The organism is Marixanthomonas ophiurae, from assembly GCF_003413745.1.
In the GTDB taxonomy this organism is placed as follows: domain Bacteria; phylum Bacteroidota; class Bacteroidia; order Flavobacteriales; family Flavobacteriaceae; genus Marixanthomonas; species Marixanthomonas ophiurae.
The window spans coordinates 1,887,421-1,914,325 of the sequence record NZ_QVID01000001.1 but is presented as its reverse complement, the minus strand read 5'-3'; the positions used below and the strand labels follow the sequence as shown (position 1 = coordinate 1,914,325).

The window sequence follows — 26,905 nt, the reverse complement described above, 5'->3', positions numbered from 1 at the left end:
GACATGTACGCTATTTTAGATATTGAAACAACCGGCGGAAAATACAATGAAGAAGGTATTACCGAAATAGCAATTTACCGTTTTAACGGGCATGAAGTTGTAGATCAGTTTAGCAGTTTGGTTAATCCGGAGCGCAGTATACAACCATTTGTGGTAAATTTAACAGGCATTAACAACCAAATGTTACGCAGTGCCCCTAAGTTTTATGAAGTAGCAAAACGCATCATTGAAATTACTGAAGATTGTATTTTGGTTGCTCACAACGCCAAGTTTGACAACCGAATTCTTACTACCGAATTTGACCGATTGGGCTATAAATATGAAAAGAACACACTTTGCACGGTAGAATTATCTAAAAAACTTATCCCCGATCTTCCTTCGTATAGCTTAGGAAAATTGGTGAAATCACTAGGAATACCGCTTACCGATAGACACCGAGCACAAGGCGATGCTAGGGCTACCGTTACGCTTTTTAAAATGTTATTGAACAAAGACACGTCAAAAAACATTATTGAAGCGGCAGTACGAAAAAATCCAAAACGCCAGCTAGAGCCCAAGTTATTAGACTTTATTGCAGAAGCCCCCTCTGAAACTGGTGTGTACTACATGCATCGCAAGGATGGTAAAATTATCTATATTGGTAAAAGCAAAAATATAAAAAAGAGGCTTACGCAACATTTTACTTCAGATAATAGAAAATCGAAACGCATACAGTTAGAAGTTACCAACGTAACATATGAAAAAACCGGAAGTGACCTTATCGCTCAGTTAAAAGAGAGTGAAGAAATTAAGCGCATTAAACCCATCTATAATCGAGCACAACGCAAAACGTTGTTTAATAATCAGCTTACTTCATTTAAAAATGAGAATGGATATATCAATCTAGCTATTGAAAAATCAGATGGTAGAAAAAAAGCAATAACTACATTTACTAATTACCAACAAGCAAAAGCGGTACTGTTTAAAATCACCGAAGATTACACCCTCTGTCAAAAATTAAATGGCTTGCATAAAACAAAAGGCAGTTGTTTTCAATATAGCATAAAAGAGTGTAACGGAGCTTGTATAAACGAGGAAACACCTGAGGCTTACAATGAGCGTGTAAATCAGTTTTTACAAGATAAAAGTTATAAAAACCAACATATGCTCATCGTTGACCGAGGTCGGGATGTAGAAGAAAAATCGGTTGTTTTAATAGAAGATGGGCAATACAAAGGTTTTGGGTATTTTAGTTTAAACCACCAAATAACCAATCCGGAAATTCTAAAAACCCTTATCAACCCGATGCAAAATAACCGGGATGTGCAGCATATTATTCAAAACTACCTTCGGAAGAATAAAAAAGTGAAGACTGTGAATCTTGATTAGGATTGTAGGAATTGATTTATTGTGGTTATATTTATGTTGGCAATAAGCTAATGAAAACAGAACCAATAGAGGAAATATTACCACAAAAACCTGTAGAAGGATTAATTTCTCTTCTATCAAAACTATCTTTTACATTAAATGAAGTTATAAACTTTGGGACTAAAATTCTTGACTGGGATTTAAAGAAAAAAAGAAATGGAAAAGATAAAAATATACCCTCAGTATTTTTAAGAAATAGTATTGAATTAGGAGATGCAATTTCAATTCTTATTGAAAAATCATCAATAGATCCTGCGAAAATTCTCATTCGTTCATTAATGGAAAATACGTTTGGGCTTTTATATATGATTGAAAAAGATGAGGATTTAAGAGCACATTCATTTCTTGTATGCAGAGTTAATAAAGATATTAGATACTATAAACAGTTTATTGAGAATGAAGATATCTCTAAAAATTTTGTTTCAAAATTCATAAAGCAAGAACCCGGTTTTAAATTGAAAAACCATTGTAATCCAATAGAAATTAAAACCGTAATTAAAGCTAAAGAAGAATTATTGAGACAGCCAATTTACGATGACGTAAATCTTGAATATCATAGAACGTGTACAAAAAATAAAAAACGCAATAATAATCCAAATTGGTATTCTCTTTATGATGGACCATATAATTTCGAATCACTATGTCACCACCTTGAAAACACAATCCTCTATGAGTTTCAATATCGGAAGTATTCAGAAAATGTTCACGTAACAAATGTTATGACAGGTTTTGTAAAATCAAAAGCTGAACTTGATAAAGCTGATTTAATTCAAATTAGAGATTTTAAAGACTGTAAAGAAGTTTTTTACAATGCTGTAAATATATTACTCGATTTATACAGGGAATTTATAAAAATTCGTTTACCAGAAAAACAAATAGAATATGATAATTGGTACATAGAGTTTGAGATAATGTTTGAAAAAATAGATAGGGAAACTCGATTTATTTATAGAGAATAAAGCCAGTTGCCAACACTTTATAAAATAATTTAAACTAGTATTGTTGTTTTCCATCACCAAAAACGAGAATCTACTAAAGAATGCCATTAATCAATTAAACTTAGTTATTTTTATCATTAAAGATTATTTCTATTGAAAACAGATAAAAGAAGTTACTGGCGCCGAAAATTGCACGAGATTATTGCAGAGGCTGATACCCCAATGGGTAAGTTTTTTGATGTTATCCTACTCATTCTAATTCTGCTCAGTGTGCTTTTTGTGATGATAGAAAGCGTAAAAGGCCTATCAGAAACCACTTATAACATTCTTTATATTGGAGAGTGGGTCATCACTATTTTCTTCACTTTCGAGTACATTGCCCGTATTTTAACCGTAAAAAAACCAACTAATTATATTTTCAGTTTTTATGGTATCATCGATTTTTTATCGACTATTCCGCTCTATCTTTCCTTTATATTGGTAGGGAGCAATGTGTTAATTACTGTAAGAGCTTTACGATTATTGCGAGTATTTAGAATATTAAAAATTACTCGTTATATAGGTGAAGCCAATAAATTAAAAAAAGCACTCAACGACAGTCGTCCAAAAATCTTGGTTTTTCTTTTCGCCGTATTGATTGTAGCCGTTATTTCTGGTACTCTTATGTATTTAATTGAAGGGGAAGAAAGTGGTTTTAACAGCATACCTGTAAGTGTCTATTGGTGTATAGTAACCCTTACCACGGTTGGTTTTGGCGATATTGCCCCAGTTACACCTTTAGGGCAGTTTTTAGCTACTGTAATTATGATTTTAGGGTATGGAATAATCGCTGTCCCTACAGGCATTGTGAGCGCCGAATATGCTGCTAAAAAGGACTATGTTCACGTAAACACACAATCTTGTAGAAATTGTGGCGCCCAAAGACACCGTGACGATGCAAAGTTTTGTCATAAATGTGGAGAAGACCTTCACGTTGAAAACACAAAAGAAAGTTAATGCCTTTTCATCAACCAACTCTTATTTGTGTCGTGGGCCCTACTGCCATTGGAAAAACTAAATTAGCCATTGAGCTTGCCAATGCTTTTAATACTGAAATAATTTCGGCAGATTCGCGGCAGTTTTTTAAAGAAATGAACATTGGTACAGCTGTTCCTTCTGCTGAAGAATTAACAGCCGCACCACATCATTTTATTCAGAATAAAACAATTTTTGAACCGTATAGTGTAGGTGATTTTGAAACGGAAGCACTTCAGTTATTAGACAAATTATTTGCTAGAAAGAATACAGTTATAATGGTTGGCGGTTCAGGATTGTATCTAGATGCGGTTACCAAGGGATTGGATAACTTTCCTAAAATACCTCTGCAAATTCGAGAGCAACTAAATTTTGAATTAGAAGAAAACGGATTAGAATCACTTCAGAAAGAATTAGAGGAAAAAGATGCTTCTTATTACAAAAAAGTAGACATTCAAAATCCACACCGCGTTATCCGCGCTTTAGAAGTGATTCGAACTTCAGGGAAACCCTATTCCTCTTTTTTAAATCAAGAAAAAAAAGAGCGTCCTTTTAAAACTGTTTATGTAGGGTTAACTGCCGATCGTGAAAAAGTTTACGAGCGCATCAACAAACGCGTAGATCTAATGATGGAAACAGGTTTACTGAAAGAAGTAGAAAAATTAGAATCTCATAAAGGTTTAAATGCTCTGCAAACAGTTGGATACCGAGAGCTTTTTAATCATTTAGAAGGAAAGTTAACCTTGGACGAAGCCGTTTCAGAAATAAAGAAAAATACCCGCAGATTTGCTAAACGTCAAAACACCTGGTTTAAAAAAAATGAGTCTATTATCTGGTTTGATTATACTGTAAATGCTTCAAAAATAATTGAAACAATAAAATCAAAAAACACCCTTTAAAGAAGGGCGTTTTTAGACACTTAAGTTTTATATCTTATTTTTATTTAGTTATCAACTTCGTCTTTTACCACTAAACGAAAGCCTTCACCATGAATGTTGATAATCTCAACACCATCGTCTTTACCTAAATACTTACGTAATTTAGCAATATAAACATCCATACTTCTAGAGGTGAAATAGTTATCATCTCTCCATATTTTTGTTAATGCTAACTCACGTGGCATTAAATCGTTTTTATGTAAGGCCAACAAACGAAGTAATTCGTTTTCCTTAGGAGAAAGTTTTGTTGGATCTTCATCGTTATAGGTTAAAAAGCGAAGCTTAGAGTTTAAATGGAAATTACCAACTTCAAACTCAAACTGCTTACTATCTGCGATGCTATCAGTGGCTTTACGTTGTATAATAGCCTTTATCTTCATTAATAGTACTTCACTATCAAATGGTTTGTTCAAGTAGTCGTCTGCTCCTACTTTATATCCTTTTAGCACATCTTCTTTCATCGCTTTTGCAGTCAAGAAAATGATAGGAATATCTTCGTTTTTTTCACGTATTTCTTTTGCAAGTGTAAAACCATCCTTATAAGGCATCATTACATCTAATATGCAAAGATCGAAATCGTCTTTTTTGAATTTTTCAAAGCCCTCCATACCATTTTTGGCATGAACTACTTCATAATCATTCATAGCTAGGTAGTCTTTTAAAACCGTTCCGAAATTTGGATCGTCCTCTACCAATAAGATTTTTTTGTTTTCAGTTTCCATAATTTAAGATATTAAGTGTATTTTTATAATGAAGGTACTTCTTTTTCCTTTCTCACTTTCCACGTATACTTGTGCATCATGATCATCAAGTATTCGTTTTACGTAAGCCAATCCAAGACCGTGACCTTTAACGTTATGTATATCGCCGGTATGTTCCCGGTAAAATTTTTCAAATATTTTCTTTTGCGTTATTTTGCTCATCCCCATTCCCTGATCGCGTATCTTTAAAATAATGTAATCTTTTACGTTTTCAGTGTAAACATCAATTTTCGGTGCTTCTTCAGAATATTTTATTGCATTGTCTAAAATATTAACCACCACATTTGTTAAGTGGGATTCATTAGCCAAAACAGAAGATTTTAAAGCTCCCAAATGACTGGCTACATATCCGCCTCTATCTTCTACAATAAGTTCAACGTGGGTAAGTGCATCGTTTATTATGTCATGAAGTTTAAGTCGTTCTTTAGGTAAATCAAGTTCGTTTTTCTCTAATTTTGAAATACGCAGTACATTTTCAACTTGGGCATGCATGCGGCGATTTTCATCACGTATCATTTTTAAATAGCGCTGTAAAAACTCCTTATTGTCCTTTACCTTTGGATTTTTAAGAGAATCTAAAGCAAGATTAATCGTTGCTATTGGGGTTTTAAACTCGTGCGTCATATTATTAATAAAGTCAGACTTTATTTGCGAAATCTGCCTTTGTTTAAAAATTTGCGATAAGGCACTAGCGTAAGCCAAAATGATTACCGCAGTAAAAATTAATGAAAGAACTGCCATTCCTAAAATAGAATTAAGCACTACTTTTTCTTTTTCTGAGAAGTTTACATACAATTGATACCCATTTTCTTCTTTATCATTTTTAAACAAGGGCACTACATATGTACTTTCAGGATCTAACTGAAAATTATTAGATCGTACTTTAGTCGCTAAATTATTACTGTAAACTGCATATTCAAACTTTGAGTCTACTCCCCTTTCATTCAACTCTTCGGTAATCAAGTTTTCAATTTCGGATCCATTTACTCGCTTATGCAAGGGAGCTTTAGATGAAATATTGAAATAAGCGTTTTCAAACTGATTCCGTTCAAAATCTTTCAGTCTATTGAAAGAAACTTCATTAGATTCAGAAGGGTTTTCACCATCTACCCCAGGATTTATCCTTGTTGTAGTTTTACGATTGGTCAACCTTTTAAACTGAATACTATCAAAATCCATATCAAGGAAACTGGAGGAGAGCTTGTAATCTTCTTCCAAAACACCATCAGTATAGATAAAAACTTCGTTGGTTCTATCGTTTTTTGTCTTATAGACCAACTCACTAAAATTTACATTGTCAGGTACTTCTAAACTGTCAACATAGTTACTGTAAACATTATAAAAGTCTTCTATTTCCCTATTTTTTATCTCTTTAGTGACTGAAAAAAGGGTTTGCTGTACATTAAAGGTAAACTGTTCTTCCTTTGTCTGATACGAATTTGCAATCCAATATCCCTGCACAAACATTATCCCTAGCAGCGACAAACTCATTAGGGCTATAAGTAAAGCGAATAGCTTTTTATTCATAGCCCAAAAATAAGATTTTAACATTTAGCACAGTTTTCATTTAACCAAATGTTAACAAAAGATGTTTTATAGCGTTTACCCTACTGTTTTTATAAGGTATTCGTGTATTTTTTGCACTTGTTTGCGAGTCGTTGAAAGTTGCTCATTTTCAATAATAAAGTCTGCTAATTCTTTCTTTTTCTCATCAGGCCATTGGTTATCCATTCGGGATTTTACCTCCTCTTCATTAGTGTCGTCTCTCTTTAAAACACGAGCTATTCTAACCTGCTTAGGGGCGGTAACCAAAATGGTGTAATCGCAATTTTTATAGCTTCCATTTTCAAATAATATTGCTGCTTCTTTTATGCAATAAGCTCCCGTTTGTTTATCCATCCATTTCTTAAAGTGTTCTGCAACGCGAGGGTGTATTGTTTGGTTTACTCTTTCTAACAATTCTTCATCATTAAAAATTTGACTCGCTACAAATTTTCGATTTAAGCCGTTCTTGTTGTAGGCTTTATCGCCTAATATCCCAATAAGTTCAGTTTTTATTTCTTCTGAAGTATTTGTAAGTTTTTTGGCTTCAATGTCTGCAATATAAATGGGCACCCCCAATTCATTGAACATCTTTGCAACAGTAGTTTTCCCACTACCAATTCCTCCTGTTAACCCTACTGCTTTCATTCTTCGGAATCTTGTTTAAATATTAAAAAGTCAATTTTTTCATCTTTAATTTCAACATCTCGAATGTCTATCGGCTTTTTTGAAAATTGAGTTAGCATAAAGTTTTCTTTTTCGTTTTTATTTGAAAAATCACAAAACAAGCGAAAGTCATTTTTAGAAATTTTATTGAAATCTTTCACAGGCACATTAAAGCTTATTATGGTAACTTCAGGGATCAGTTTAATAATGGTCCCTTGTGGCAGGTTAATAACTTCTATGGGTAGGGTTATTTGCTTTTGGGTAAACTCTTGAACCTTTATTGAGAGTTCTGCTTCTTTTGGTGATACAGAAAGTGAAGGAATATCCGGTAATGCAACTTCTATCGTTTCTTGAAAATCTTCATCAATGTCATTAAAGTTTTTTGATTTTGTAGGAATGGAATCAATTTTTTTAATTATTTCTGAAGGACCTGACAATTGTACTGAATCTGGTTTTATTTTTAAGGTATCCAAACTCATATACCCCTTTTTATAACTAAGCTTAGCCTTTGAAAAAACAGGAATCTTTTTTGAAACTAAAAGTTCTAGATGTACTTTTAAGTCATTTAAAGATAGGTTTTTTACCGAAAGATTTTTATCTAGCTGATTTGAAATCAGGCTTGTTAATTGAATGTCGGTGATAGCTATTGTTTTATTTCCTTTCGTGTAATAATCTGAAATGTTTATTGTAATTACGGGTTGTTTTATTTTGTAGTAAAAAAATTCAAATCCATTTGTAGTAAGATCAAATGAAAGTTCCTCGGGATTATTTTCTGCTAATAAGGTTTCATTTGGAATGCTTTTATAAACTATCGAAGCGTCAACAGTTGCAGTATATTCCCTTGAAAATTTTGTGAGTACCCAAAATAAAATTGCCAAAAAAAGGAAGACTAAAAATTTTTTAATCTTACCGGTATTATATTTTCGATTAGGTTTTGGAGTCATTTAAATAAGTGGTTTAATTAAAGAACAATGCAGGGAATTGTTTTTGGGGATCTCTTTTCAGCAAACCAATATAAAAAGTAGATTTTAAAAAAGCGATTCCGTAACCAAAAAACTGAATAAATAAAGCGATAACAGATAATAAACCAATAAGAATACTTTTATTTTTTATGCTAGAATCAACAAAGATCAATAAAATATAAAACAATAGAGGTATTAACATTATCCAACTAAATATAAAAGATATAGCTATGGATATTAAGACAAAAAAGACAAAAAATAATGGAAACCAAAATGTGATTCTTGAAGCTTTCGGATGCCATTTGTTAAGAATTGGACGTACCAAACCAAACTTTTTTACTTGTACATAGAATTTTTGCCAAGAGATACGCCGTTTATGAAAAACATAGGCATTTGGTATAAAAGTGGTTTTAAATCCATGTTGAACAATTCGGTGTGAAAGATCGGGATCTTCCCCTGGGTGAATTTTTCCATAACCTCCTGTCTTTAAAAATGCCTTTTTTGAAATCCCCATATTAAAACTCCTAGGTTCAAAATTGGTTACGCTTTTTTTATTACCGCGTATGCCTCCAGTAGTAAGAAAAGAAGTCATTACATAGTTAATTGCCTTTTGTAAATTGGTAAAGCTTTCGTGAGCAGCATCAGCACCTCCATAACAATCGTAATAATTGTTTTCAAGAAAATTTTCCACAGTAGATAAATAATGTGGAGGTAGCAAACAATCTGAATCTAGTATTATAAAATAGTTACCCGTTGCTTTCTCCATTCCAAAATTACGGGACAAGCCTGGACCAGAATTTTTCTTATAATAATATGAAATGTTTAATTTTTCTGAATATTGATTTACAATAGTTTCGCTAGAAAGTGATGACCCATCTTCGACTATTACAATTTCATACGGCTTGCTATAATCAAGTAATGCAAAGCTTTCCAAAAGCTCTTTAATTTCTTCTGGACGGTTGTAAACAGGGATTATAAATGAAAAACTGCTATTCATCACACAAATGTAACGAATAAAAAAGCCATCCCGTATACCGGGATGGCTTTTAAAACTTAAAGAAAAAAATAGTTACCTTTTAATCACCTTATAAGTTCCTATTTCTCCATTTACAGAAACTTTCATTATATACGTTCCTGTACTTAAAGCAGAAATATTCAACTCTGTAGATACATTTCCAATAGTTTGGCCCATAACTTTTTGACCTAAAATACTGTAAATGGCTACATTTTCAATAGTATCCATTGCTCTCAGAGAAATCATATCATCTGCAGGATTTGGATAGTAAGAGAACCCTTCAATAGCGTTATCTTCCGTACCTAACCCTATTCCATCAATTGTTATATCTGTAGTACCACCAGTGTTAACAACAAACACATAATATGTTTGTCCTGCAGTGGTATTGATAGTTGTTGATGTTCCTGGCAAACATTGGTTGGTTCCTTGGTTTACCAAAGTAAGATCTGTTTCTGAAGCATTTTCATCTGGAGCCCCAAAGAACGTTACTACACTTGCTCCTGCAGGAGATGTAATACTCGCTGTAGCTTCTCCATCTTCATTAGCTACAAAGTTATACCAAACACCGTTGGCACCATCAATATTACATCCGGTAGGGTTACCGCCTTCAGTTGTAGCTGCAGGCATTGGCACAGCAGGATCTGTATAAGGAATCCCTATTTCATCCACATCGATTGAGTTAGCAATCATATCGTTTGGTGGTGGTACAGGAAGACAATCTACATTTAATGAATAGTTTCCAGTAGCTCCTCCAAATCCGTGTACTAATATATAGTAGGTAGTATTACCATCACCTTGGAATGAAGCTTCAGATTTCAACCCGTCTGAGCCACAAGAGTCATCATTACCTGCTTCACAGACTAATGTTCCACAGTCTCCTGAATATACAGATAATTTAGTGTCATAATCTGAATCACAAAGTGATACAGTGTAATCTGTAACTAATCCAGAATCATCTGTAAACGTGTACCAAACACCTGGAGCAGTGATAGAAACTCCACTACATTCTGGAGCACCAGTATCTGGTGTAGCTCCATCTGTAGAACCAGTAATAGTTTCACCACAAGCAATTGGTAAAGCACCTTCACAGAAATCGTTTTCTAAAGGCTCTTCACATGTTACATCTAAGGTAAAGTTACCTGAATTAACATCAAAACCTTCTACCATTATCAAATAGGTAGTAGAGCCATCGGAAACAAATGTAACTTCAGATTGTAAACCACATGAATCATCATTTTCAGCAACAATAGTAGTTAGATCACAAGAGTCGTATACCCTTAGTACAGTATCAAAATCAGTACCACCTCCACAAAGAGAAATAGTTACCAATTCAGTATCGCCGCTTCCGGTATAAGAGAAAAACTCATCTGGTGCAGTGTTACCTCCTGAATCAGTGTCGCTTGTTGTTTCTCCTGTAAAGGTATCACCACAAGAAAGCGCGTATGCATTTTCACATTCATCGTTGGTTGGTGGCACACAAATAGACATAGAGAACTGTAATACTTGACCAGTATCTCCGCCAGCATCATCACAAACCTTTATTATCCAATCACCTGAAACGCTTTCACCATCAAAGGTATCTGCAAATGTACCCCCTACAGCCATATATGGACCAACACCAAATGGAGCAGTTGCTCCTGAAATATCAGCTCCGCCGTCTTCGAACATAGTTCCATTGTAGGCATCATCTGTTCCACCACCTAAATCTTGCGCAAGCACTAATTCGGTACCTGCAGGAGAAACCAATGAAATATCAAGGTCTCCTGAAAAAGTATGGGCAATATCTATAGTTATATTTTCCAATGTTGCGCCGTCACCAATAGTTCCTATATCTGTTACTGTGATAGGAATTTCATTTGGTGCGTTACCACAATCTGCTGTTGAAGTATCTGCTCCATCAATATCAAATGGTACTGCAGTTGAGTCATATGCTGTACTAGTACAGTTTGGTGGTGGAGGAGGTGTTCCAGCTCCTTCAATAGCAACAATAGTCAACTCAGCACAATCTGCATTTACAGGACCTAAGCCAGTTGCTGCTCCAGTAGCAGTATCTACAGATGCCCATTGATTTACACCGCCTCCAATATATGCTCCCATATATAAGATACCAGTTTCAGGATCAAAATCAGCATCTTGTGCGAAGCTTATATCGATTCCAAGGGGTCCTATTTCAGTTGCTGCTCCTGTAGCAAGATCCATAGAATATAAATTATCCAACCCTATATCTGCCATATAAGCGTTTCCATCGTTATCAATAGCTAACCATATTCCTACAAACCCTGCTATAGTAGTAGTACCTATTTCAGTTAAAGTTCCACTGGATAAATCTACAGTATATAAGGTAACATCATCACCTAAACCACTAAGTAGATACATAGTACTATTGGCTTCATTCCAGGCTAAACCTCTTGTACCATGACCTGCTACAATATTTGTAAGAGGCCCCACTGTTGTTGAAATACCAGTAGCTGGATCGATAGTTAATAAAGTTAAATTATCATTATCCATTGTATATAATGTCCCTGAACCATCAAAATCTCCAGCAAAGTTAGCTACAGGGTCATTATTAACTGTGTTTAAATTATAAGGACCATCTAAAGGGAATGATCCAAAATCACCTCCAGTACATATTGCTGTTGCATCTTTAGCATAAACTGTAGAAACACCACCGCTTCCACCGCCGGCTTCTTCAATAGTTAAGGTATCAATACCTATATAATCTGAATTGCTTCCAACAGGACCTCCGTCTGTAACCCAATATCTAAAGGCAACCCTAGTGTCTATTGCTCCAGTAAGTCCTGATACGGTTGCTGTAAATTCAGTCCAACCATGAGGATAATCATCTCCTAAAGCTGGGTTAATTTCAAGTAACAATTCGGTATAGGAACCAACATCAGAAGGTCCAGCCGGATCCACATTAGCGCCATCAGGGCTAATTCTAACTTCTAAACGGTCTGGAAATAAATCTGGTCCAACATCAGTAGTTCTAGTCCAAAAAGTGATTTCATCTCCATTCTCCAAATTTAATACAGGTGTTATCATAAAGTTGTTTATCACAGAACCTGCTGTACTGTTAAAATTGGCTCCAATATAGGCCGTCGGCCCACCTGTTTGTGATGGAAAAACCAAATCATTCCCTTGGAACCATTCTGATGTCCCAGGACTATCACTAGCATTTGCAAAAGTAAAGCCAGCCCCTGGTAAGGTAGTAATATCATCAAACCCTTCTTCAAGAAGAGTTGCTTGTGGCGCTCTATTACTAGTGTTTTGTCCTCTAAGGTAAGCACTCAAAACCTGTCTTTCAGCTGAATTGAATTGTTGTTGATCCAGTCCAGCTTGATTTTCAGAGCTGTGAAGTCTTGCCAATAACTCCTTAATTGGTGCAGTTTGTTGTTTTTCATTTTCAACCCCAACACTCTTTGATCCATGTAAGGAAGAGTTAGGTTGAATAAACTGTGCCTCCATTGTAGCAACTATGCTACAGAAGACAAAGAATAATAAAGTAGTTTTTTTCATAATTAAAATTAGAGTTTAGTTAATATTGGCTTAAATGTAATGAAAATAAAACTGTTTTAATAGTTTGCCCATGTATAACCTAGAGTTAAGAACTTATACCATATAAACACAATACATTACTAGGACTATAGAGCTATATAAAAAAAGCCATCCCGTATGCCGGGATGGCTTTTAAAACTTAAAGGAAAAAGGTTGTTACCTTTTAATCACTTTATAAGTTCCTATTTCTCCATTTACAGAAACTTTCATTATGTATGTTCCTGTACTCAAAGCAGAAATATTCAATTCTGTAGATACATTTCCAATAGTTTGATCTATTACTTTTTGACCTAAAATACTGTAAATAGCTACATTTTCAATAGTATCAATCGCTCTTAATGTAAGCGAACTATCTGCTGGGTTTGGATAGTAAGAAAACCCTTCAATAGCGTTATCTTCAGTTCCTAAGTTTGTTCCATCGATAGTTATATCTGTAGGACCTCCTGTGTTTACAACAAACACGTAATAGGCTTGTCCTGCAGTTGTATTGATAGTTGTTGATGTACCTGGCAAACATTGATTTGTTCCTTGGTTCACCAATGTAAGATCTGTTTCTGAAGCATTTTCGTCTGACGCTTCAAAGAATGTTACCACACTAGCTCCTGCAGGAGATGTAATACTTGCTGTAACGTCTCCGTCTCCATTAGGTACAAAGTTATACCAAACACCGTTAGCACCATCAATGTTACATCCAGTAGGATTACCGTCTTCCGTAGTTGCAACTTGCATCTGTACGGCAGGATCTGTATAAGGGAATCCTATTTCATCAACATCAATAGAGTTGGCGATCATATCATTTGGTGGTGGTGGTATAGCACATACTACATCTGCCTCCCATCCTGGGCGTGGCACAGAGCCGTCACTCAAGAACACAAATGTAAGAGCACCACTAGCATCGCTAGACGTAAAAGGTCCAGGAGGTGTTGTTCCATAATATCCACCAGCTGGGAAACCACTATTGGTTGCGGGGTTTCCACTATCAATTAATGGGAAAGTAGTATCAGGTCCATCATAAACATATAATGCATCCCAAGCTTCTTCCACGTCAAACGAAGTAAAAGTTACTGTTACAAGCTCTCCCGAATTTTCAGGGTTAATAGTAACTGTATCATCTGAATCGTTTGCATAATCCCCGTCTAGACCACCATTGTCATAAAACTTACCGCCACACGCAGGTGGAGTTGCAAATGTAATAGGTCCTGCAAATTTACTTAATCCATCTCCACTACAATCTGCAACTACATAGAAGTCATAACTTAAACCACCGCTCAAGGCTGTTGCCGTTGCCGTAGTTGTACCACTTGGAGTTGTTCCTGTTTCTACAGGTGTATCCGTTGCTGGATTTGCACCTTGATCAAACACGTACCAAATATAGCCACTACTAGCATTAGGCTCTGCATCCCAAGAAAGATCAGCAGAAGTTGGCCCAACAACTGTAACCGCAAGGTTCAATGGTTCAGGACAGGCTGGAGGAGGTAATGTTTCTCCAACTGATGCCCAAGCGACTTGTGGATCAGGATCGTCAGTAACAATTGCACCAATTAAAGTAGTACTTCCTGTAGTTGTATCCACAGAGCGCCATTCGGCTGCAAAAGCACCACCATTAAAAGCGGCCATATAAACTACATCGGTTGTTGGATCATACGCCATACCTTGACCGAAGTTAGCATCAAAACCAATAGGACCAACCAGCGTGGCAGTTCCTGTAGCAAGATCTACACTATATAAACTATCATCAACAATATCATAGGTATATCCTACTCCAGCACCATCGATAGCTAACGCAACAGGAAGAGCACCCGTAGCAAGCCCTAAAGAACCTACTAAAGTAGCTGAAAGACCTGCTGGGTCAATTGTATATAAATCTGTACCTGCTATTGCATAAAGATCACCAGTAGCAAGGTTATATTCCATACCTACCCAATCACCAGGAATATTTCCTAACGAGGTATATATTCCAGTGGTTACATCAAAAGAGTAGAAATCTCCTCCATTGTCCAATACATATCCTGTTGTAGGGTTTGCTGGATCAATAGCTCCTGCATTTTCAAAATTTGCTGTTACCAGTGATGTTCCAAAAACTTCAGTATCTCCTGGAGTTGCAGTTCCAAAACCAATTAGGTCTTGGTTAGCATTATTAACACCATAAACTGTAGTGAGTGGTCCTGGACCACCTCCTCCCATAGGAGTACAAGTTCCGTCAAAAGTATAAATTGTTTCTTGAAGCGGATCTGGCACACTCCAAGTTCCAAGAGTACCATCAAATTGTGCTGCTGGTTCACCTTCTACAGGAGTATCTAGAGTACCTTCCCAAAAAACCGTAGGTTGGTTAGTTGCAGTACCCATACTAATTTCTACCCAATAGGTAGTATCAGATGAAGCATCTCCTTCAAAAGTGAATGGAGTTATTGGTAAACTAGTAAAAAATTCAAATGCAATCGGGTTTATCCAAGGAGCTGAACTCAATACAGTTGGAACAACTGTCTCGCTCCCAATCATAGCGCCTGGTAATCCGCCAGCATCTTCATAATAAACTACGTTTGCAGTTGTCGGTGGATCTTCTGGTGCGAAAGTAAGAAAGGGAACCTCAATGGCTTCCAAAGTAAAATCTTCTCCCATAGCCACGTCGATATCAACGGCGGTTTTAAAATCAGAATCAACTGACGAACCTACACCTGCATAAGTGCCTGCTGCGTACGGATGTTCTTCTGAACAAGCAACACCACCACCGCCCATAGGCTCACAGTTTCCATCAAAAGTATAAATTGTTTCTTGAAGCGGATCTGGCACACTCCAAGTTCCAAGAGTACCATCAAATTGTGCTGCTGGTTCACCTTCTACAGGAGTATCTAGAGTACCTTCCCAAAAAACCGTAGGTTGGTTAGTTGCAGTACCCATACTAATTTCTACCCAATAGGTAGTATCAGATGAAGCATCTCCTTCAAAAGTGAATGGAGTTATTGGTAAACTAGTAAAAAATTCAAATGCAATCGGGTTTATCCAAGGAGCTGAACTCAATACGGTTGGAACAACTGTCTCGCTTCCTATCATAGCGCCTGGTAATCCACCATCATCTTCATAATACACAACATTTGCGGCTACCGGTGCGTCTTCTGGTGCAAAAGTAAGGAAGGGAACCTCAATGCTTTCCAAAGTAAAATCTTCTCCCATAGCTACCTGAATATCCACAGCAGTTTTAAAATCAGAGTCAATTGACGACCCTACACCTGCATACGTACCTGCTGCATAAGGATGTTCTTGAGAACAGGCTGTTCCGCCGCCTCCGCCGCCATTAGCGTCAGTTCCAAATACAAAATTGCCGAAAAGCTCTCCAGCATCTGCTTCGGCTTCATATTCAACATGCCCAATAGGGTCGTCGGAAATTATGCCAACGAAATTTTCAGTATTTGGGGTATTTGTAATGGTAAAAGTTTCCACTAAAACACCTGCTGTGTCATAGACTCTAATTTCGGCATTGGATACAGAATCCACAAAAAGATCAGCTCCAATTGCATAAGCACCATCGGGTGCAAAATTAAGCAACGTAAAATCTGCAAAGCTATTTGCCCCCATAAGTGTTGAGGTATTTCCTATGGCTCCAGCGCCAATATAGATAACTCCATTGTCAGGACCATCGTTACTCGCTGTAATATTAAAACCGTCTTCCAGTTCACCAGCGGGGAAACATCCACCACCATCACTACTTACAATATCTCCGCATAATTGAATAGCAGTTGCGCCAGGACCACCTGCAAAATCTTCATTCACCAATGTACCTGAATAGTCTCCTTCAAAGACAGTTCTATCAGAATAGGCAATAACAGCCGATGGGTTTCTTTGTCCGGTCACTACAGATGCAGTTCCTTCAGGCAAATTAATGGTTTGTGTACTTTCTGTGGCCACAAAATCACTAAAATTCCTTGTTCCAGGTGGCATTTCATAATTAATAGTAAGAGCTCTCGAAGTTACAAACAAAGGGTTTTGTTGCTTAGCATTTGCTCTGTTTTCTAAAGAAACACTGATTTTTCTTGCTTCCTCAGAACTATCCTTATTAGCCGAAGGTTCAAATAGAGGAATAGACTGGTACTTATGAGCAATCTGTTGTGCCTCAGAAGTAATAAGCTGTCTTGCTTCTTCAGAATTATCTAGACTAACGCCTTCAACACCATTAGCAGCTCTTGCCGGTTGCTGATTCATGAAATAGGTACGCAGCATTCGCTGTTCCTCTTTTGTAAAGTGTTCGGAAATTGATCCACTTTGAGTCTCCAATTGAGAATACCTATTCAACAAATCGTTAATGGACGATTTGTCTGTTTGAGCATTCATTGCCGTCGTGAGACAGAGCAATAAACACCATAGAAAAGTAAATTTTTTCATAATTAGAATTACATTTTAGTTAATATTAGTTTAAAAATATCTAAAAAAAACCTTAAAGACAAAAGAATTAGCAGTAAAAACAATAAAATAAAAGATATGACGTTAATTTCTTAACACAAAAAAGATCCGCATCAACGGATCTTTTAATTAAACTATAGTATTTAAACTCCTTTTATTCCTCCTCAAAGGCTTCTATAACCGCATCGCTAACCCCTACATTTGAAAAGCCTCCGTCATTGTATAAATTCTGAAGGGTTACCCTTTTGGTTAAATCACTAAATAAAGAAATTGTGTAATTAGCACAGTCTATTGCCGTTGCGTTTCCTAATGGTGACATTTTATCGGCGTACGATATAAACCCATCAAACCCTTTTACTCCTTTTCCAGCAGTGGTAGGTGTAGGTGATTGCGAAATGGTATTCACGCGTACTTTTTTATCTCTTCCAAAGAAATACCCAAAACTTCTTGCTATAGACTCTAAATAGGCTTTATTGTCGGCCATATCATTATAATCAGGGAATACACGCTGGGCTGCCATATAAGTAAGAGCTACAATACTTCCCCATTCGTTCATGGCGTCCTTATTATATAAAACGTTCATTGTTTTATGAAAAGAAACAGCAGATATGTCCCAACCTTTGTGGGTCCAATCGTAGTTTTGGTCGGTGTAGTGTTTACCCTTACGAACATTTACTGACATCCCGATAGAGTGCAATACAAAATCAAGTTTACCCCCTAAAATTTCGGTTGCTTTCTCAACTAGGTTTTCTAAGTCCTCCATATTGGTCGCATCTGCCGGGATGATTTCAGAATTTGTTTTCTTTGCCAATTCGTTTATCTGCCCCATTCGTAATGCTATAGGTGCATTGGTCAAGACAAATTCCCCACCTTCTTCGTGAACGCGTTCCGCGGTTTTCCATGCAATGGAGTTTTCATCCAAGGCGCCAAAAATAATTCCTCGTTTTCCTTTTAATAAATTATATGACATGTTCTATTGAGTTTTTGATTACTGATTTATTGAGTGATTATCAATTATAATCAAGTGATTTATATTTTTAAAATTTGAAATCTATAACATTAAATACTAAGCAGTAAATATACGGTTTTAATTCAGTAATTCCTTTGCGTGTGCTAAGGCAGAATCGGTTACATTCTTTCCTCCTATCATTTGTGCTATCTCCACAATACGATCTTCTTGCGACAGTGTTTTTAAATGCGTTTCCGTAACATTATTTACATCCTCCTTATACACCTTAATATGTTGCGCTCCTTTTGAAGCTATTTGCGGTAAGTGCGTGATGCTCACTAATTGCATACCATGGCTCATACCATCCATAATAGCAGCCATTTTATTGGCAATCTCACCCGAAACCCCCGTGTCTATTTCATCGAAAATGAGGGTTGGTAACGTTTGATATTCTGCCAAAACAGCTTTTACAGCCAGCATAATACGGCTCATTTCGCCTCCAGAAGCCACTTTTTTTATGGACCCCATTGTTGTGCCTTTGTTAGCGGTAAATAACAGATCGAGTGTATCTGTTCCGTTTTCACGAAGACTTTCTGTCAATGTAAGTTTAAAATCAAAACGAGCGTTAAGCAAACCAAGTTTTGCTAAAATAGCTTCTAGTTTTTCTTGTAACTTAGGAATGACCCCCTCACGCGACTCGTGAATGGCTTTCCCCGTTTTCCGTACTTCTTTATTTAAATTAACAATTTCTTTTTCTAATTTCTCTATATGCGAATCGAGATTGTTAGTATCGGTTATATTTGCGTCAAGTGTATTTTTAATTTCTATTAATTCTGAAACGGTCGCTACATTGTGTTTGTGTTGAAGTTTATGTAGTGTTTGCAGCTTTTCATTAATAGCAAGTAATTCTTGCGGATTAGCCTCAACCGATGTAGCTATTTGTTCGGTTTCTTCGCTTAAATCATCCAATTCGATAATCACGCTGTTTAACCGTTCCCAAAGAGCATGATACACCGAGCCATAATTTTTCAATTGACTTAATGCTGCCCGTGCTTCCTTGGCGGTTTCCATTGTACCGATTTGTTCTTCAGAAAACAATTGAACTACTTTTGATAGCGTTTCTTGTATTTCCTCAGCATTACTAAGCGTTTCATATGTTTCCTCTAACTTTACTTGATCTATTCCTTCTAGGTTGGCTTCTTCCAATTCGGTAAACAAAAAGGTATTGTAGTCTATTTCTTTGGAAGCTTCGCTTTTTTTAAGTTTAGCTTCTTCCAATCCTTTAGTAGTAATTCTGTACGCCTTTAATTGTTCAGAATAGGTGTTTTTAAGCGACGTATTTTCTGCCAACGCATCGATTACCTGCATCTGATAATTTTCTTCAGCTAAGGAAAGCGTTTCATGTTGACTGTGAATATCGACCAAATACGGTCCTACCGCTTGCAATTGTGACAAAGTTACCGGCGTATCGTTAATAAAGGCCCTTGATTTACCACTCGGCAAAATCTCCCTCCTTATTATTGTATGCGCATCATAATCTAGGTCGTTTTCTTCAAAAAGAGTCTGTAAATTAAATTTTTTGATAGCAAATTCGGCTTCTATAATACATTTTTTTGAAGCATCTTTCATACTATTTAAATCGGCACGTTTACCTAATACTAATGAAAGTGCCCCTAAAAGTATGGATTTTCCCGCACCGGTTTCCCCAGTAATAATGGTCAATCCATCTTTGAAATCCATACGGATATCATCAATTAGAGCATAGTTTTTAATGGCTAGAGTCGTAATCACAAATATAAAATAAGTTTTTCCGGTATTAAAAATACGGTTTTGAAAACGATTTTAAATGTAAAATGAAGTTTTTACAACAACAAGAGAAATAAGGTTATTGATCAATATTTAATTTCGCTCCAATTGCTTCTTTTGGTCGGCGCCAATTTATTGAGGTTCTCAACCAATTTTACAATATCTACATTGGGGCCTCCACTAAAAATGCTCTGTATTTCATCGCTTTTAGCATCAAAGAAAGTACGGAGTAGGTACGAGTTCGGACGTCGATTATTAATCTGCGCCAAGGTTTCAATCGCATCAGTAATAGCACTTTTTGCATCCTTCGGACTCTGGGCCATCTCATCCAATCCTTTTCTATGGTATTCGTACATAGCGGTATGGAATTCTTGATAAACGTTTGAAATTACAGCTTCGTTGTACCGGTAACGTGTTTGAGTACCATCGGTTGGTTTCCAGCCTTGAAAATTACTCGATGCAGCTGTGTTTACAATTTGTTTAGCCGTTTCAAAGTATTCATCTCCGCCATTTAACTCAAACGTATCGGCATCTAAACCAATGATGGTATACACGTGATATGCAATAACCGATATTAAATTAGAACTAAATGTGTTTAAGTTGAAATTCAAGGGCTGAAACTCCGTATAATCAAAACTGAATTGACGGTCATTGTAATTATAGATAGGCGAATTATAGCTTGAACCATAAACAGGTCTAGAAGCTTGTATTTGAATGGTTGCTGTAAATGAATTTGATTCAAAACTTGAAACGATAATTGACATATTACAGTCTATACGTTCTTGGTTTTTAAATACTTTATTGGTCCATTTGGTATTATTAACAAAATCGGTCATTTCCTGTTGAAGCGTTCTGAACACTTGTAGGTTAGGCTGTCCTGTCTGCTCTGCATCTACCGTTACGCTACAATTAAGTTCCTGCGCTTGTGTAGTAAATGAAAGTATAAAAACGGAAAGTATAAGTAAAAATCTACGCATCTATTTGTTGTATAATGTATTGTAAAATATCGTTTGCGACTTCGGTCTTTGGTTTAACAGAAAAAGCTTGTACTTTATTGTGCTTATCAATTAAAGTCACTTTGTTTGTGTCTGCTTTAAAGCCTGCCCCTTTGTCTTTGAGCGAATTTAATACAATTAAATCTAAATTCTTTTTTTTGAGTTTGCTTTTTGCATTTTCCAACTCATTTTGAGTTTCTAACGCAAAACCAGTTAAAAATTGATGTTCCTTTATTTCACCCAACGATTTTAAAATATCTTTTGTCTTTTCAAGTTGAATAGTCAAAGTACTGTCGTTCTTTTTTATTTTCTCTGAAGCAACATCTTTTGGTCTATAATCGGCTACCGCAGCACTTAGTATAGCTATGTCACAGTTAGAAAAATGATTGTGAACAGCTTGGTACATTTCTTCAGCTGAAGTTACCGACACTACCTTAATATTACTATGTTCTAAGGATAAACTAACCGGCCCTGAAACCAAAACTACCTGAGCACCTAAATTAGCTGCTGTTTCTGCAATAGCGTATCCCATTTTACCACTACTATGGTTTCCAATGAAACGAACAGGGTCTATTGCTTCGTGGGTAGGACCTGCAGTAATAATCATTTTTCTATTCCGAAGGGGTAATTTTTTTTGAATATCGTTTTCAAGAAAAGAAACAATATGTTCGGGCTCAGCCATTCTCCCTTTCCCTGATAAACCGCTTGCCAATTCGCCTTTTTCAGCCGGGATTTGTATATTTCCGAAGCTATTTAATTTCTTGAATGTTTCCGAAGTACTTGGATGTTTGTGCATATCTAGGTCCATTGCTGGAGCATAATACACAGGGCATTTAGCCGAAAGATATGTAGCTAATAATAGATTATCACTAGTACCGTTTGCCATTTTAGATAAGGTGTTGGCTGTGGCTGGAGCTATTATAAATAAATTTGCCCAAAGACCTAACGCTACGTGGTTATTCCATTGGGCATTTTCATCTTCTTCATTGGTAAAAGAGGAAAAAACTTCGTTTTTAGAAAGTGTGGAAAGGGTTAGTGGCGTAACAAAGTCTTTCGCTGAAGGCGTCATTACAACCTTAACATTAGCGCCTTTTTTCACTAATAACCTGACCAAAAAAGCAGCTTTATAAGCAGCAATACCGGCTGTAACACCAAGCAACACATTTTTACCGCTTAAAACAGACATTTTTTTACTTATCTAATTCTTCTTCCTTTGTGTTACGGTAGTAAATTTTGTCGTTTAACCACTCCTCTACTGCAAGAGCGTGCGGTTTAGGAAGACGTTCGTAAAACTTAGAAACTTCAATTTGTTCTTTGTTTTCAAAAATTTCTTCTAAACTGTCGTTATACGTAGCAAATTCGTCCAATTTTTCAAGCAATTCTTTCTTGATGTCACCGTTGATTTGCGTAGCTCGTTTCGAAATAATTGAAATAGCCTCGTAAATATTCTCAGTTGGCGCGTCAATTTTGTTCTTATCAATCGTCGTTGTATTGATAGGAGCTTCAGAATTTTTAATATCGATCATAATCCTTGTTTTAACTTTTTTGTTCTCTTTCACCTAAGCGCTCCGCTATATTTTGAGCAATCAAATCGGCTTCGGCCTTTAAATCAGTATCACTATAATACTTATTAAATTTATTGTAATAATCTTGTGCAGTTATCAGTCGTTCTTCAACTAAGGAAGGTACACTTCGTACTGCTAATTCGTAGGCTGCTTGCAACCTTCCGAAGAAAGCATCTTTTCTGTATACTGAACCAGGATGGTCTGAAATGAAATTATCATACGATTCAATCGCTGGTCTATAATCACCAATGTATTCAGCTATTTTAAGATTTTGATTGGCAATCTCTATATCTTTTTTCTCTATTTTCCCACTTAATTCAGAAACCAGTTCGTTGGCCTCCGTACGTTTTTCTGAATTAGGATATTTGTTGATGTAGCTCTGTAGCTTTTCTAAAGCTTTGTACGTATCCTCTTGATCCAGCGAATAACGCGGGGACAACTCAGAGTAACTTTTAGCCGATTTGTACGCGGCAACTTCCACACTGTCACTTTGCGGATAAGACGTTTCAAAACGCTCAAACTGATATCCTGACAAATAATAATCTTCTAGCTCGTAAAAGGTATTAGCGTATAAAAACATAAGGCGTTCCGCCTGCGGCTTTCCACGGTATACTGGTACAATTTGTTCAAAAAGTTTTAACGCTTTTTTATATTTCCCCTGCGCATAAAGAGAATCTGCCAATGCATATTTTTTCCCTGTATCGTCAGAGGACAATACCTTCTGGTACTGGCTACAGGAACTTAACATAATCACGGCAAAAAGCAATAAAATAATATTCTTCATAGTGTTAAAAAACATCGTGCAAAATTAGTGAATTAAATGGGATTACAAAAACTAAATATCGGGCTAAATTATTGTGTTAAACCCTATAAAAAAGAGGATTTCAGAAAAAATTAACGTTGCCCCTGAAAAAACGTGCCTATAGCTCGTCGATAAAAGAAGCTATTTTATTTTGTAAATACCCGCTGGCTTTTACCAATGGCAAGCGAACCGTATCATTACAAATTCCCAGTTTTTTAAAAACGGCTTTAATGCCTGCCGGGTTTCCTTCGGCAAATATATAATCGATTGCCGGAGCTATCTTGTAATGGATTTTGTAGGCTTCATTTACTTTTCTATCCAATCCTAAACGAATCATCGTAGAAAACTCTTTTGGGAATCCTTCGCCAATTACTGAAATTACTCCTGCACCGCCAGCCAATGTCATTGGTAAAGCAATCATATCATCGCCACTAATAACTAAAAATCCATCTGGTGTTCCGTCAATCATTCGCATCGCTTGGACTAAATCGCCGGCCGCTTCTTTAATACCAATGATGTTTTTAAAGTCTTTAGCTAATTGAATAACAGTTTCTGGTAGCATATTTGACGCTGTTCTACCTGGAACATTATATAGTACAATTGGCAATGGAGCTTCTTTAGCAATAGCAGCAAAGTGATTGTAAATCCCTTCTTGTGTGGGTTTATTATAGGCCGGAGAAACCGAAAGGATTGCTGTAAAAGCCGATACATCTCTAGTTTTCATTTCTTCTAGTACGGCTGCGGTATTGTTTCCACCAATTCCTAAAACCAATGGTAGTTTACCGTTGTTAGTCTCTACAATCGTATCGATCACTACTTGTTTTTCTGCTTCGGTTAAAGTAGCATTTTCAGCTGTTGTTCCTAAAACAACCAAATAATTTGTACCGTTATCAATATTATAATTAACCACTTTTTTCAATCCTTCTACATCTACCGAAAAGTCTTCCTTAAAAGGGGTAATTAACGCTACTCCGGTTCCTATCAATTCTTTCATTTTAATTTATTTAATACAGTTAAATATTTTTTTAATTCCGTTTTAAAAGCTTCTATGTTGTTAAGGTCCAAATCAATTAAAAGATCAAATAAACGAGGATCAGCACCAGCTAACCCAACTTTAAAGTTAGCGTTACTTGCTGAAACCATACTATCTAAAAAATCATTTTTCGTGGTGTAATATCCCACTAAAACATCAAACCGTTTATCTATAAACTCCTTTGCATTCTGGTTATGTAAATGTCCTTTCCAATCAAAGTCTTTGTTATGCAATTGATTATGCCGCAAAGAAGGAAGTTTTCGTTTTACTTCTAAAAAAGAAAAAACCTTAACATTTTTCGGCTGCAAATTGAAATAATCTGAAAACTCATACAATTGTTCAAAATCTTGAAATGTAGCTTCGTCCACCAAAAAACCCAATGTTTTTAATTCAGAATTTATTTCTGAAACATCCCTGGTAATCAAGTTTTGCTCAATCTTTTTACGTAATGATCTATGTTTTAATTTTTCAAACATGAGCCTTATTAGCTTCTCTCACAAAAGTACGGGTTTCAGCTACATTTTTAAAATGGTTTTCAGGAAATCATTTCTAAGAAATCGTCTTCTGATATAATAGACACCCCAAGGTTTTCTGCTTTTATTTTTTTGCTCGGCCCCATATTATCACCAGCAACCACATAATTTGTTTTGCCTGAAATAGATCCTGATACTTTCCCGCCGTTATCTTCAATCAGTTTTTTCAATTCAGTTCTAGATACTTTATGAAACACCCCAGAAACTACAAAGGTTTCACCGTTTAGCTTATCGGTTTGGTTAGCTAATTTCTCTGCTGAAATTTCCAATTGAACTCCATAGCTTTTTAAGCGCTCAATGACTAATTTATTTTCTTCGGAAGCAAAAAAAGAAACCACACTTTCTGCAATGCGATCGCCAATTTCATCTACTGAAATCAATTGCTCTTCAGTTGCAGTTGAAAGTGCATCAATTGTTTTGTAATGTTTTGCCAGTTTTTTAGCGACTGTTTCACCCACATAGCGAATACCTAAAGCAAATAAAACCCGCTCAAAAGGAATCTGTTTAGAAGCTTCAATTCCATTTACCAAGTTATCAGCGCTTTTATCTGCCATTCTTTCTAACGGAAGCACATCTTCTTTACTTAAATCGTATAAATCGGCGTAATTATTAATTAAACCATTATTAACCAATAAAGCAACGGTCTCGCCTCCCAATCTCTCAATATCCATCGCTTTTCGGGAAATAAAGTGCTGAATACGACCGATAATCTGTGGCGGACAACCTTCTGTATTGGGACAATAATGCTGCGCTTCACCTTCTTTTCTTCTCAATTCAGTGTCACACTCTGGGCAGGTAGTTCTATAGATTGTTGACTCAGATTTTGGATCGCGTTGGGTAAAATCAACTCCTATAATCTTTGGGATAATTTCGCCTCCTTTTTCTACGAACACAGTGTCACCTTCCCGAATATCCAGTTTTTCAATTTGATCAGCATTGTGCAACGAAGCCCGTTTTACAATAGTTCCCGCTAACTCAACAGGTTCTAAATTAGCAACTGGGGTAATGGCTCCCGTTCGCCCTACTTGATAGGTGATGGTATTGAGTTTTGTGGAAACCTGTTCGGCTTTAAATTTATAGGCAATAGCCCAACGTGGAGCTTTGGCTGTGTAACCTAACTCTTCTTGTTGGTAAAGACTATTTACTTTTATCACCACTCCATCAGTCTCATATGGCAAATCATGACGATGGATATCCCAATAATTTACAAATTTCAACACCTCATCAATGCTTTTGGTCAGCTTTGCAACATTAGGGACTTTAAAACCCCATTCTCGTGCTTTTTCAAGACTTTCAAATTGTGTAAAAATAGGTAATCGCTCTGCTTTAATACTGTATAACAAACACTCCAACGGGCGCTTAGCTACTTCACTGCTATCCTGAAGCTTTAAACTCCCGGAAGCCGTGTTCCGTGGATTTCGATACGGTTCCTCTCCGGCTTCTACGCGCTCGGCATTCATTTGTGCAAAACCTTCAAATGGTAAGACAATTTCGCCGCGTATTTCGAACTTTAGTGGAAAATCGCCGTGTAATTTTAACGGAACGGAATTAATGGTTTTTACGTTGGTGGTAACATCATCCCCTTGAAACCCATCACCTCGTGTTACAGCTTTTTGCAACATTCCATTTTCATAAGTTAAATTAATAGATGCACCATCGTATTTAAGTTCGCAAACATACTCAACTGGACCATCAACTAATTTTTTTATACGTGTTTCCCAATCTTCTAAATCTTCTTTTGAATAGGAGTTAGCTAACGAATACATGCGATACTCGTGCGCAACGGTTTCAAAATTTTTGGTTATCTGCCCTCCTACTCGTAATGTAGGGGAGTTTGCATCATAAAATTCTGGGTTAGCCTCTTCCAATCCTTGTAATTGTTTCAGTTTTTGATCAAATTCAAAATCTGAAATGGTTGGATTATCCATTACGTAATAATTGTAATTATGTTTGCGAAGCTCCTCACGAAGCTGGTTGATTTGCTGTTCCGTATTCATACCAACAAATATATAGAATAGACACTTCTTGC

Annotated in this window: 20 protein-coding genes; 4 read left to right on the top strand and 16 right to left on the bottom strand. The window is 36.3% G+C overall.

Annotation, left to right across the window (positions count from 1 at the left end; translation table 11 throughout):
• The first annotated feature begins 3 nt into the window (after positions 1 to 3).
• The 4 genes from DZ858_RS08805 to miaA all read left to right on the top strand — a co-directional run bounded on the left by DZ858_RS08805 (position 4) and on the right by miaA (position 4,258).
• The gene (locus tag DZ858_RS08805; protein ID WP_117159184.1) at positions 4 to 1,368 is read left to right on the top strand and encodes an exonuclease domain-containing protein; all 1,365 of its coding nucleotides are present in this window, start codon (positions 4 to 6) and stop codon (positions 1,366 to 1,368) included.
• Positions 1,369 to 1,418: 50 nt separating this feature from the next.
• Positions 1,419 to 2,366, top strand: coding sequence for a DUF5677 domain-containing protein (locus tag DZ858_RS08800; RefSeq protein WP_117159183.1), 948 nt, complete (start codon positions 1,419 to 1,421; stop codon positions 2,364 to 2,366).
• 132 nt (positions 2,367 to 2,498) lie between these two features.
• Complete coding sequence (locus DZ858_RS08795) at positions 2,499 to 3,341, top strand: ion transporter (protein ID WP_239990749.1); 843 nt, start codon at positions 2,499 to 2,501, stop codon at positions 3,339 to 3,341.
• Positions 3,341 to 4,258 carry a tRNA (adenosine(37)-N6)-dimethylallyltransferase MiaA gene (gene miaA, locus DZ858_RS08790; RefSeq protein ID WP_117159182.1) on the top strand — a complete coding sequence of 306 codons (918 nt, stop codon included), beginning with the start codon at positions 3,341 to 3,343 and terminating at the stop codon, positions 4,256 to 4,258. Before DZ858_RS08795 ends, miaA begins: the two co-directional genes overlap by 1 nt.
• Before the next feature lie 44 nt (positions 4,259 to 4,302).
• On the opposite strand, the gene DZ858_RS08785 is transcribed toward miaA, so the two are convergent.
• The 16 genes from DZ858_RS08785 to ligA form a co-directional block, all read right to left on the bottom strand.
• Entirely contained in the window at positions 4,303 to 5,019 is a 717-nt protein-coding gene (locus DZ858_RS08785; RefSeq protein ID WP_117159181.1) for a response regulator transcription factor, read from the bottom strand.
• 3 nt (positions 5,020 to 5,022) lie between these two features.
• Positions 5,023 to 6,585 (bottom strand): sensor histidine kinase, encoded by a 1,563-nt coding sequence (locus DZ858_RS08780; RefSeq protein ID WP_117159571.1) that lies wholly within the window; start codon positions 6,583 to 6,585, stop codon positions 5,023 to 5,025.
• Between the two features lie 75 nt (positions 6,586 to 6,660).
• Positions 6,661 to 7,248: a dephospho-CoA kinase gene (coaE, locus tag DZ858_RS08775; RefSeq protein WP_117159180.1), complete on the bottom strand. Its 588-nt coding sequence runs from the start codon at positions 7,246 to 7,248 to the stop codon at positions 6,661 to 6,663.
• Positions 7,245 to 8,144, bottom strand: coding sequence for a CdaR family protein (locus DZ858_RS08770; protein WP_158548361.1), 900 nt, complete (start codon positions 8,142 to 8,144; stop codon positions 7,245 to 7,247). Before DZ858_RS08770 ends, coaE begins: the two co-directional genes overlap by 4 nt.
• A gap of 79 nt (positions 8,145 to 8,223) precedes the next feature.
• Positions 8,224 to 9,225: a glycosyltransferase gene (locus DZ858_RS08765; protein WP_117159178.1), complete on the bottom strand. Its 1,002-nt coding sequence runs from the start codon at positions 9,223 to 9,225 to the stop codon at positions 8,224 to 8,226.
• A 72-nt stretch (positions 9,226 to 9,297) separates the two neighbouring features.
• Positions 9,298 to 12,759 carry a T9SS-dependent choice-of-anchor J family protein gene (locus tag DZ858_RS08760; RefSeq protein WP_117159177.1) on the bottom strand — a complete coding sequence of 1,154 codons (3,462 nt, stop codon included), beginning with the start codon at positions 12,757 to 12,759 and terminating at the stop codon, positions 9,298 to 9,300.
• 195 nt (positions 12,760 to 12,954) lie between these two features.
• Entirely contained in the window at positions 12,955 to 17,175 is a 4,221-nt protein-coding gene (locus DZ858_RS08755) for a T9SS type A sorting domain-containing protein (protein WP_147309582.1), read from the bottom strand.
• A gap of 172 nt (positions 17,176 to 17,347) precedes the next feature.
• Complete coding sequence (locus DZ858_RS08750) at positions 17,348 to 18,163, bottom strand: enoyl-ACP reductase FabI (RefSeq protein ID WP_117159175.1); 816 nt, start codon at positions 18,161 to 18,163, stop codon at positions 17,348 to 17,350.
• A gap of 117 nt (positions 18,164 to 18,280) precedes the next feature.
• Positions 18,281 to 19,933: a DNA repair protein RecN gene (gene recN / locus DZ858_RS08745; protein WP_117159174.1), complete on the bottom strand. Its 1,653-nt coding sequence runs from the start codon at positions 19,931 to 19,933 to the stop codon at positions 18,281 to 18,283.
• 101 nt (positions 19,934 to 20,034) lie between these two features.
• Positions 20,035 to 20,925, bottom strand: coding sequence for a type IX secretion system protein PorD (porD, locus tag DZ858_RS08740; protein ID WP_117159173.1), 891 nt, complete (start codon positions 20,923 to 20,925; stop codon positions 20,035 to 20,037).
• Complete coding sequence (gene coaBC, locus DZ858_RS08735) at positions 20,918 to 22,129, bottom strand: bifunctional phosphopantothenoylcysteine decarboxylase/phosphopantothenate--cysteine ligase CoaBC (protein WP_117159172.1); 1,212 nt, start codon at positions 22,127 to 22,129, stop codon at positions 20,918 to 20,920. Before coaBC ends, porD begins: the two co-directional genes overlap by 8 nt.
• A 4-nt stretch (positions 22,130 to 22,133) precedes the next feature.
• Positions 22,134 to 22,469 (bottom strand): DNA-directed RNA polymerase subunit omega, encoded by a 336-nt coding sequence (locus tag DZ858_RS08730; protein ID WP_117159570.1) that lies wholly within the window; start codon positions 22,467 to 22,469, stop codon positions 22,134 to 22,136.
• A 10-nt stretch (positions 22,470 to 22,479) separates the two neighbouring features.
• Positions 22,480 to 23,292 (bottom strand): outer membrane protein assembly factor BamD, encoded by an 813-nt coding sequence (locus DZ858_RS08725; protein WP_239990748.1) that lies wholly within the window; start codon positions 23,290 to 23,292, stop codon positions 22,480 to 22,482.
• Between the two features lie 136 nt (positions 23,293 to 23,428).
• Positions 23,429 to 24,304 carry a 4-hydroxy-tetrahydrodipicolinate synthase gene (dapA, locus tag DZ858_RS08720; RefSeq protein ID WP_117159170.1) on the bottom strand — a complete coding sequence of 292 codons (876 nt, stop codon included), beginning with the start codon at positions 24,302 to 24,304 and terminating at the stop codon, positions 23,429 to 23,431.
• A complete protein-coding gene (locus DZ858_RS08715) occupies positions 24,301 to 24,819 on the bottom strand; it encodes a DUF6913 domain-containing protein (RefSeq protein ID WP_117159169.1) in 519 nt (172 codons plus the stop codon). Before DZ858_RS08715 ends, dapA begins: the two co-directional genes overlap by 4 nt.
• A 59-nt stretch (positions 24,820 to 24,878) precedes the next feature.
• A complete protein-coding gene (gene ligA, locus DZ858_RS08710) occupies positions 24,879 to 26,873 on the bottom strand; it encodes an NAD-dependent DNA ligase LigA (protein ID WP_117159168.1) in 1,995 nt (664 codons plus the stop codon).
• Positions 26,874 to 26,905 lie beyond the last annotated feature (32 nt).